The organism is Ruegeria sp. G12, from assembly GCF_056533565.1.
On sequence record NZ_JBQFOO010000006.1, the window covers coordinates 302964 to 311950 of the forward strand.

An 8987-nucleotide genomic window follows, 5' to 3' on the forward strand; every position below is an offset into this window, starting at 1 on the left:
GCTGAATCGCTTTCCGGCCGTTTCAGTGTTTATCTAAGCGGCCGCTATTTTCTTTAAGTCTTCGGGTCCTCCGACCCCTCTCTCAGATCAGGAGAAAACCATGTCACCACCCCGTTCGATTGCAGACCACTGGCGCGGCACCTTGCGTCGGTTCGCCGTGGCATCCGCCGCCGTTGTGCTGGCCCTGCCCGCCTGGGCTCAGGATCAGAAGCCGAACATCCTGGTGATCTGGGGCGACGATATCGGGCAATCCAATATCTCGGCTTACACGATGGGGTTGATGGGATATCAGACCCCGAACATCGACCGCGTCGCGAAAGAGGGCATGATTTTCACCGACTACTACGGTGAGCAATCCTGCACCGCCGGTCGGTCGTCTTACATCATGGGGCAATCGGTGTTCAGAACCGGCCTGTCCAAAGTCGGCCTGCCCGGGGCTGATCTGGGTATGCAAGTCGAGGACCCGACAATCCCGGCGCTGTTGAAAGACCACGGCTATGTCACCGGTCAGTTTGGCAAGAACCACCTTGGCGACAAAGATGAACATCTACCGACAAACCACGGGTTTGATGAGTTTTTTGGAAACCTCTACCACCTGAATGCAGAAGAGGAACCGGAAAACGAAGATTATCCGGGCGATGCCATTTTACCCGACGGGCGCACCTTCCGCGACGCGTACGGTCCCCGCGGTGTGATCAAATCCAGCGCCGGTGGTGAAATCGAAGACACCGGCCCGCTGACCAAGAAACGCATGGAAACCGTTGACGACGAAACGGTCGCTGCGGCCATCGACTTCATCACGCGCGCGCATGAGCAGGGTCAGCCCTTCTATGTCTGGTGGAACGGCACGCGCATGCATTTCCGCACGCATGTGAAGGATGAGATGCGCGAACAGGCCAATGAGATCGCCGGGCGTATCGCCGACGAGTACACCGCAGGCATGATCGAGCACGACATGCATGTGGGCCAGTTGCTGGACCTGCTGGATGAGTTGGGCATCGCCGACAACACGATCGTGCACTACTCCACCGATAACGGCCCGCATATGAACACCTGGCCGGATGCGGCGGCGACTCCGTTCTGGGGTGAAAAGAACACCAACTGGGAAGGCGGTTGGCGCGTTCCGTCCATGGTCCGCTGGCCCGGTCAGATCGAGGCGGGCTCGGTCACCAACGAGATCGTGCATCACATGGACTGGCTGCCCACCTATCTGGCCGTTGCCGGCGACCCGGACATCAAGGAAAAGCTGAAGGCCGGCTACAGTTCAGAAGGCATGGGCCGCGACTATAAAGTTCATCTGGATGGCTACAACATACTGCCGCTGCTGACCGGAGAAACCACTGAGAGCCCGCGTCGTGAGATCTTCTATTTCTCGGATGATGGCGACCTGACGGCGCTGCGCTTTGACGACTGGAAGCTGATCTTCCTGGAACAGAAAGCCTGGGCCACCCTGCGTGCCTGGATCGAACCCTGGACCGAGCTGCGCATCCCGCTGATCATCAACCTGCGCCGCGACCCGTATGAACGGGCCTACAGGACCTCCAACACTTATTACGACTGGTTGTTGGACCGCGCCTATTTCCTGGTGCCTGCGCAGCAATATGTCGGCACGTTCCTGTCCACCTTCCAGGAATTCCCACCGCGCCAGAAAGCAGCCAGCTTTAATCTGGAACAGGTGATGGAAAAGCTGAACACGCCGACAAATAACTGAGTTCGGCTCGTGAGAAATCAAAGGGCCGCCAGTTGAACGGCGGCCCTTTTCAGATTGAGAGTAAAGGGAATTTCCATGAAACACCTGATGCTTGCCGCCTTCGTTTCAGCAGCACCACTGACTTTGCTGGCGGACCCGTTGCCGAGTTGGACCGACACGGGGTCAAAAGAGCAAATCATCGCCTTTGTCGATACTGTGACGAACCCGGACAACGCTGATTACGTCACCCCTGCCGACCGGATCGCCGTTTTCGACAATGACGGCACGCTGTGGGCCGAGCAGCCGGTCTATTTCCAGTTCATTTTCGCCATGGATCGGTTGGCGGACCTGGCGGAACAGGACCCCTCCATCCTGACAACCCCCGCTTTGAAAGCCGCAGCACAAGGCGACGTGGCAACGGTCTTGCAGGGCGGGCATGACGCGTTGATTGAAGTGGTGAACGCCTCGCACTCAAACATCAGCGTCGACGATTTTCAGGCGGCCGTTGCCGAGTGGCTGAACACAGCACGCCATCATGACACCAACCTGCCCTACAACCAGATGACCTATCAGCCGATGGCCGAACTGTTGCGCTATCTGCGCGATGAAGGGTTCAAGACCTATATCGTGTCCGGCGGTGGCCTGCACTTCATACGGGTCTTTGCAGAGGATGCCTATGGTATCCCGCCCGAGCAAATCCTCGGCACCTATGGCACAACGACCTATGAGACAGTCGATGGCGTGCCCACAGTGGTAAAAGCACCCGGCATCGCGTTCATCGACGACAAGGAAGGCAAGCCGATCAACATCGAACGTACCATTGGCAAACGCCCGATTCTGGCCGGGGGAAACTCGGACGGTGATTTTGCCATGATGGAGTGGACAACAGCCGGGGACGGCCCGCGTTTGGGCGTGCTGATCCATCACACGGATGCCGAGCGTGAATGGGCCTATGATCGCGAAAGTCCCATTGGCAAGCTGGTCGACGGGCTGGACAAGGGGCCTGATATGGGTTGGGTCATTGTGGATATGGCGCAGGACTGGTCTCGTATCTACACTGGCGGGAACTGAACCCCGCCGGAGTCGCCTAACCTCATGTGGACATTACTGGTTTCCACCTTCGTATTTGCCCTCTACGTCACTGCTGTAGTGTTCTCGATCCGCGCGGCGCAAACCGCGCGGACACCGCAGGGCGCGGTGGGTTGGGTGGTTTTCCTGATCTCTGCCCCGTTCTTTGGGGTGCCTCTGTACCTGTTTCTGGGCCACCACCGGTTTCGCGGCTATCGGATCGCCCGGCAGCACAGCGAGCAGGTTGTCGAGGGGATCAAAACTTTCGCCGACTACTCCAAGCCCGATCCGACAACCATGTCGATCAATCCCCGCCCGTTCGAGCTTTTGGCCCATCTGCCGGTCTCACGCGGGAACGGTGCCGAGTTGCTGATCGATGGACAAGCCACGTTCGACGCCATTTTCGAAGCCATCGAGGGGGCGACGAACTACATCCTGATCCAGTTCTACATCGTGCGCGACGATGCGCTGGGCAAAAAGATGCAGGACAAGCTGATCGAGGCGTCCAAACGCGGCGTTCACGTCAGGTTCATGACCGATGCGGTCGGTAGCTATGGCCTGCCGAACGCATATCTGGAGACGATGCAAAACGCGGGGATCGACGTCGCCAATCCTCGGGACCAGCGCGGGCCGAACTTCCGGTTTCAGCTCAACTACCGGAACCACCGCAAGACTGTGATCGTTGACGGCGAAACCGGGTTTATCGGCGGGCACAATATTGGGGTCGAATACCTTGGGCAAAGCCCGCGTTTTGGCCGCTGGCGCGACACCCATCTAAAAATGACCGGCCATATCGTGCGGCAATTGCAACTGATCTTTACCGAGGATTGGCACTGGGCCCATGACGAAGACCTGATCGACCATCTGGACTGGGCCGGCAGCGAATCCGAGCAGGATATGAACGCGCTGCTGGTTGCGACCGGCCCGGGGGATGAGACCGAAACCGGTGCCATGATGTTTTTTTCGGCCATTGCCGAGGCGAAGGAGCGTGTGTGGATCGCCTCACCCTATTTCGTTCCCGACATCGACATCATGACCGCCTTGCAGCACGCAGCGATGCGTGGCGTGGACGTACGTATCCTCGTGCCCGAGGTGATCGACCACCGCCTGCCCTGGCTGGCCGCCTTTGCCTATTTCGACGAAATCCGCGACTGCGGCGCGCGAGTGTTTCGCTATACCGATGGCTTCATGCATCAAAAGGCTTTTGTCATAGACGACACCTTGGCAGCGGTCGGAACCACCAACCTCGACAACCGGTCGTTCCGTCTGAACTTTGAGGCGATGGCCCTGTTCTTCGACGCTCGCGCTGCGCAGGCTGTGGAAAAGATGCTGCTGACGGATTTTGAAGCCAGTTATGAACTGACGCGCTCGCTGGACCAGCAGCCAAGGCATATCCGGTTCGGGGCCCCTCTGGCCCGTCTGTTCGCGCCCATTCTCTAGGAAAAGAAGTTTTCCTGAAACACGCGGGTCATCAGCGCCACCATATACGCGGTCGACAGGCCAAAGGCCAAAAGCCCCGCAACCGCCGCGAAAGATCCGAAGATGCGCAGCGCCTCACCCAGAACGATGTCACCGTATCCAAGGGTCGTGAAAGTCACTAACGAGAAGTAGATCGCGGTGTTCCAATCCGGCAGAACCTCAAGCAGCACCCAGACGATCGCCCATATCCAGACCTGAATTGTGTGCGTTACCACGATAAACCCCAATGCGATGGCAATCGGGCCGGCGGTGCCGACAAAGATACCGCGTTCAGTCTTTTTGGCCTCCATCTTCAGGATAACGACGGTGCACCAGGTCAGCAGCAAGATCTCGACAATAAAGCACAGGCCCAGAAAGACACTGCCGAGGAAGATTTGATTTGGCAATGTCATGTTTTTACGTCCTGAATTACGTTACGGGATGTTCCAAGCAGAATGACTGCTTGGGCCTTTGCGCACAAGTCCGATCCGCACCAAACCGATCTGCGGCGAATGGCACCGGGCGCATCTCTGCACTGGACACTCCGCCAACTTGTTGCACATCTTGCAGGGCAAGACGGGGCAGACCATGCTGTTGACAATCGACCGAGTTCAGAAATCCTATCCCGGCGGGCGGCCCGTTCTGCGCGACGTGTCGCTGACGCTGGATCAGGGTCAGACGCTGGCCCTGACCGGGGAAAGCGGCAGCGGCAAAAGCACCCTGCTGAACCTGACCGCCGCGCTGGATGGGTTTGACGGCGGCGAGATCACGCTGGATGGAACGCCCCTGTCCGCGCTCGACGATGCGGGCCGCGCGGCGTTGCGGCGGCGCAGCGTTTCGCTGGTGTTCCAGCAGTTCAACCTGATCCCATCGCTAACAGTCGCGCAGAACCTCTCGTTTCATGCGCGTCTGGCCGGGTGTCCTGATCCCGAATGGGCCGCGCAGCTGGCCGACAGGCTGGGTCTGACGGATTTGCTGGATCGCTACCCCGAGACCCTTTCGGGCGGCCAGCAGCAGCGTGTTGCGATCGGCCGCGCCATGGCCTCGCGCCCCAAACTGCTGCTGGCCGACGAGCCCACCGGCAATCTGGACGAAACCGCCAGCGCCAATGTTCTGGACCTGATGCTGTCGCTTGTAGCCGATACCGGGGCCGCGCTGCTGCTGGTGACGCATTCGCAGGATATCGCAGCGCGACTTGACCGCAGGGTGCATCTGTCAGGCGGGCATGTTCAATGACCGCTGCAGTCGTGCAGGCGTTGCTGTCGCATTGGTGGGCGCATCGCCTACAACTGGCGACCCTGTTGATCGGAATCGCGCTGGCGACCGGGCTTTGGTCTGCAGTTCAGGCCATCAACGCCGAGGCGCGGGCCAGCTACGCACGGGCCAACGCTCAGCTCGCCTTCGGCCAGTTTGACGAGTTGCGCGACCCCTCGAGCCCGATCCCCCTGTCGCGATACATCGACCTGCGCCGCGCAGGCTGGCAGGTCGCTGCCGTGCTTGAGGGCCGGTATCGTGTAGGTGGGCGGACCCTTCGCCTGATGGGCGTGGACCTTGTGACATTTCCCGCCTTGCCCGCCGTCACCGAGACTGAGCAAAGCGCAAACCCGCCCGGCCCAGCCGACATACTGACCGCGCCGGGTCGTCTTTTGGTGTCCCCAGACCTTGAGCCGTTTCTACGCGATCAGGAGGACCTGCCACCGATCCTGGCCACCTCAGCCTTGCCGTCCGATATCATCCTGACCGACATCGGCGTTGCCGAAGTGCTGTTGAACCGACCGGGCGAAATATCTCGGCTGGTGCTGCTGCCGGACCAGCCCCGTACCCTGCCCCCTCTATCCCAGATCGCGCCCGAGTTGGAGCGGATCAGCCCAACCGCTCAGGTGGATACGGCGCAATTGACCGATAGTTTTCACTTGAACCTGACGGCCTTTGGCCTGCTGTCCTTCGCGGTCGGACTGTTCATTGTAAACGGCACCGTCGGTCTGGCCTTTGCCCAGCGTCGCGGCATGATCCGAACGCTGCGCGCGCTGGGTGTCTCGATGCGGCGGCTGGTCTGGTTGATCCTGGCGGAACTGACCCTGCTGGCGCTGATCGGCGGGATACTGGGCCTGATCATCGGCTTCTTCCTTGCCGGAGCCCTGCTTCCCGATGTCGCCGCCACCCTGCGTGGCCTCTACGGCGCGCCCGTAAATGGCGAGCTGTCACTGCAACCGCGATGGGCGGCGGCTGGTCTTTTCATGGCCGTTGCGGGTACCCTGCTGGCCAGCGGGCACGCCCTCTGGCGGTTGTCCCGTATGCCGCTTCTAACCGGGCCGGGCCTGCAGGCCTGGCAAGGCAATGTGGTCGCTCGGGGCCTAACCGGGATCGCGGGCCTTGCTTTGATCACGGGTGGCGTGATCGCATATGTCAGTGTCGGAGGGCTACTTGCCGGTTTCGCCCTATTGGCCGGACTTCTGACCGGCGCGGCGCTGCTTTTACCCGTCTTCCTATCCTTTGCTCTGTCCATTTGCGCGCGCACCGCAAAAGGGCCGGTTGCGCAATGGGTCTGGGCTGACATGCGGGCTCAGCTACCGGGGCTTTCGCTGGCCCTCATGGCGCTGCTTCTGGCGCTTGCGGCCAATATCGGCGTGGGAACGATGGTGTCCAGCTTTCGCCTCACCTTCGTCGGCTGGCTGGACCAGCGCCTGACCGCAGAACTGTATGTAACCGCAGAGGACGCGCAACAAAGCCGCGAGATATCCGAGTGGCTACGCCCGCAAGTCGACGCGGTCCTGCCAATCCGAAACGTGGAACTGACCCACGAGTCCGGCCCGCTGTTTCTGTACGGTGTCGTCGATGACCCTGTCTACCGTCAACACTGGCCCCTGATCGCATCGTCTACGGACGTCTGGGATCAGGTCATGACCGGCAGCGCCGTTCTGATCAACGAACAACTCGCCCGCCGCGCCGATCTTTGGCCCGGCGATAGTCTAACCCTTGGCAATGGCCATACCCTTTCAATCACCGGGGTCTATTCCGATTACGGAAACCCCACCGGGCAGGCCATCGTCTCGATGTCGCAACTGGACCGGATCGTCCCCGGGACCGAGGCCCGGCGTTTCGGTATTCGGATGGACCCGGCCAAAGCAACCGAGATGGCGCAGACGTTAAGGGAGCGTTTCGCCCTGCCCCGTCAGGCCGTGATCCAGCAGGCGGCGATGAAGGCGCAATCGATGGCGATCTTCGAGAAGACCTTTGTCGTCACCTCGGCCCTGAACGTGCTGACGCTTGGGGTGGCGGGCTTTGCCATTCTCACCAGCCTGCTGATATTGTGGACCCAACGCCTACCGCAGATCGCGCCGGTCTGGGCGCTGGGGCTGAACCGGGCGCAACTGGCGCAGCTCGAACTGTTGCGCAGTGTGTTGCTGGCCGCACTAACCGCCTGTCTGGCCCTGCCCTTGGGATTGGTGCTGGCCTGGGTGCTGCTGGCGGTTGTCAACGTACAGGCCTTTGGCTGGCGCTTGCCGATGTACGTCTTCCCGTGGGACTGGCTCTACCTGTTCCTTCTGACCCTTCTTGCCGCGCTGATCGCCGCCGCCCTGCCTGCGTTGCGATTGCTGCGCCTCCCACCAGCGGATTTGCTGAGAGTGTTTGCCAATGAACGTTAAAACCATCCTAACGGCATTGTTGCTTCTGCTCCCGGTCGCAGGCTGGGCGCAAGGATATGCCGATCTCGGAGGCTCGGCCGAAGGGTTCGCCATCCCTCAACGAGGCTATCAGTTCGACTTCCCTGCAGATCACGGGCCACACCCGACCTATCGGATCGAATGGTGGTACCTGACTGCAAACTTGCAAGACGAAGACGGGCGCGACTATGGCATTCAGTGGACCCTGTTCCGCTCTGCTCTGAAGCCCGAGGAAACGCAGGGCTGGCAAAGCCCACAACTCTGGATGGGACACGCGGCGCTGACAACGCCGGAAACCCACTATTTCGCCGAACGCCTATCGCGTGGCGGCATCGGTCAGGCCGGTGTCACCGCCACCCCGTTCGAGGCCTGGATCGACGAATGGCGCATGGCGGGTCCGGATTTCGACACCCTGACTCTGACCGCAAACGGCGAGGACTTTGGTTACGACCTGTCGCTAAAGGCCCAAGGCCCCCTGGTCTTTCACGGCGATGCCGGGTTTTCGGTGAAATCCGCCGATGGTCAGGCCAGTTACTACTATTCGCAACCGTCCTACGCCGTCGAAGGTGTCCTGCATCTGCCCCAAGGCGATGTCACCGTCACCGGCAATGGCTGGCTCGACCGCGAATGGTCCTCGCAGCCTTTGGCCGGGGACCAAAGTGGCTGGGACTGGTTCTCGCTGAGTTTCGAGGGTGGAGACAAGCTGATGGCCTTTCGCCTTCGCGGCGGGCGGGGGGATTTCACAGCGGCCACATGGATCAGCGCTGACGGCAGTGCGGCCGCCCTGCCCGATGGCTCAGCGCGTTTCACGCCGCTTGAAACCGCCCGCGTCGCCGGGCGGGATATCCCGGTGCAATGGCGTGTCTCTCTACCGGATCGCAGTCTGGATGTCGAAGTGTCCGCCCTCACGCCAGACGCATGGATGGCGACCCGTTTCGAGTATTGGGAAGGCCCGGTTACTGTGTCCGGTTCACATCAGGGGCGCGGCTATCTAGAGATGACCGGGTACTGAGCTCCTACCTGACGACATAGACGGACACTTGGGAGTGTCTGACCACGCGGGCGGCGTTTGGGCCTAGTAGGTAGTCTTTGAGGTCTGGTTTATG

7 protein-coding genes and 1 pseudogene are annotated in these 8987 nt (G+C 60.6%); 6 read left to right on the forward strand and 2 right to left on the reverse strand.

Annotated features, from left to right (window positions below; genetic code table 11):
• Positions 1-100 precede the first annotated feature (100 nt).
• From ACR0JN_RS15600 to cls, 3 genes are all read left to right on the forward strand, one after another.
• A complete protein-coding gene (locus tag ACR0JN_RS15600; protein ID WP_480886908.1) occupies positions 101-1711 on the forward strand; it encodes an arylsulfatase in 1611 nt (536 codons plus the stop codon).
• Positions 1712-1786: 75 nt separating this feature from the next.
• Positions 1787-2761: an HAD family hydrolase gene (locus ACR0JN_RS15605; RefSeq protein WP_480886909.1), complete on the forward strand. Its 975-nt coding sequence runs from the start codon at positions 1787-1789 to the stop codon at positions 2759-2761.
• Between the two features lie 24 nt (positions 2762-2785).
• Entirely contained in the window at positions 2786-4198 is a 1413-nt protein-coding gene (gene cls, locus ACR0JN_RS15610) for a cardiolipin synthase (protein WP_480886910.1), read from the forward strand.
• Here the strand turns inward: cls and ACR0JN_RS15615 are convergent.
• Complete coding sequence (locus ACR0JN_RS15615; RefSeq protein ID WP_480886912.1) at positions 4195-4629, reverse strand: ion channel; 435 nt, start codon at positions 4627-4629, stop codon at positions 4195-4197. The two genes, cls and ACR0JN_RS15615, sit on opposite strands and share 4 nt — an antisense overlap.
• A 175-nt stretch (positions 4630-4804) precedes the next feature.
• On the opposite strand from ACR0JN_RS15615, the gene ACR0JN_RS15620 reads away from it, so the two are divergent.
• From ACR0JN_RS15620 to ACR0JN_RS15630, 3 genes are read left to right on the forward strand one after another with little or no spacing between them, the layout of a single operon-like run.
• Positions 4805-5452 carry an ABC transporter ATP-binding protein gene (locus ACR0JN_RS15620; RefSeq protein WP_480886914.1) on the forward strand — a complete coding sequence of 216 codons (648 nt, stop codon included), beginning with the start codon at positions 4805-4807 and terminating at the stop codon, positions 5450-5452.
• Positions 5449-7863 carry an FtsX-like permease family protein gene (locus ACR0JN_RS15625; protein WP_480886916.1) on the forward strand — a complete coding sequence of 805 codons (2415 nt, stop codon included), beginning with the start codon at positions 5449-5451 and terminating at the stop codon, positions 7861-7863. Before ACR0JN_RS15620 ends, ACR0JN_RS15625 begins: the two co-directional genes overlap by 4 nt.
• Complete coding sequence (locus ACR0JN_RS15630; protein ID WP_480819010.1) at positions 7853-8893, forward strand: lipocalin-like domain-containing protein; 1041 nt, start codon at positions 7853-7855, stop codon at positions 8891-8893. The genes ACR0JN_RS15625 and ACR0JN_RS15630 overlap by 11 nt, the downstream gene beginning before the upstream one ends.
• Before the next feature lie 4 nt (positions 8894-8897).
• On the opposite strand, the pseudogene ACR0JN_RS15635 reads toward ACR0JN_RS15630, so the two are convergent.
• Positions 8898-8987, reverse strand: a pseudogene (locus ACR0JN_RS15635) (universal stress protein); the annotation flags it as partial.

Coding starts and splice junctions, on each gene's coding strand:
- ACR0JN_RS15600 (WP_480886908.1), top strand. CDS start 101: ATGTCACCACCCCGTTCGATTGCAGACCACTGGCGCGGCACCTTGCGT.
- ACR0JN_RS15605 (WP_480886909.1), top strand. CDS start 1,787: ATGAAACACCTGATGCTTGCCGCCTTCGTTTCAGCAGCACCACTGACT.
- cls (WP_480886910.1), top strand. CDS start 2,786: ATGTGGACATTACTGGTTTCCACCTTCGTATTTGCCCTCTACGTCACT.
- ACR0JN_RS15615 (WP_480886912.1), bottom strand. CDS start 4,629: ATGACATTGCCAAATCAAATCTTCCTCGGCAGTGTCTTTCTGGGCCTG.
- ACR0JN_RS15620 (WP_480886914.1), top strand. CDS start 4,805: ATGCTGTTGACAATCGACCGAGTTCAGAAATCCTATCCCGGCGGGCGG.
- ACR0JN_RS15625 (WP_480886916.1), top strand. CDS start 5,449: ATGACCGCTGCAGTCGTGCAGGCGTTGCTGTCGCATTGGTGGGCGCAT.
- ACR0JN_RS15630 (WP_480819010.1), top strand. CDS start 7,853: ATGAACGTTAAAACCATCCTAACGGCATTGTTGCTTCTGCTCCCGGTC.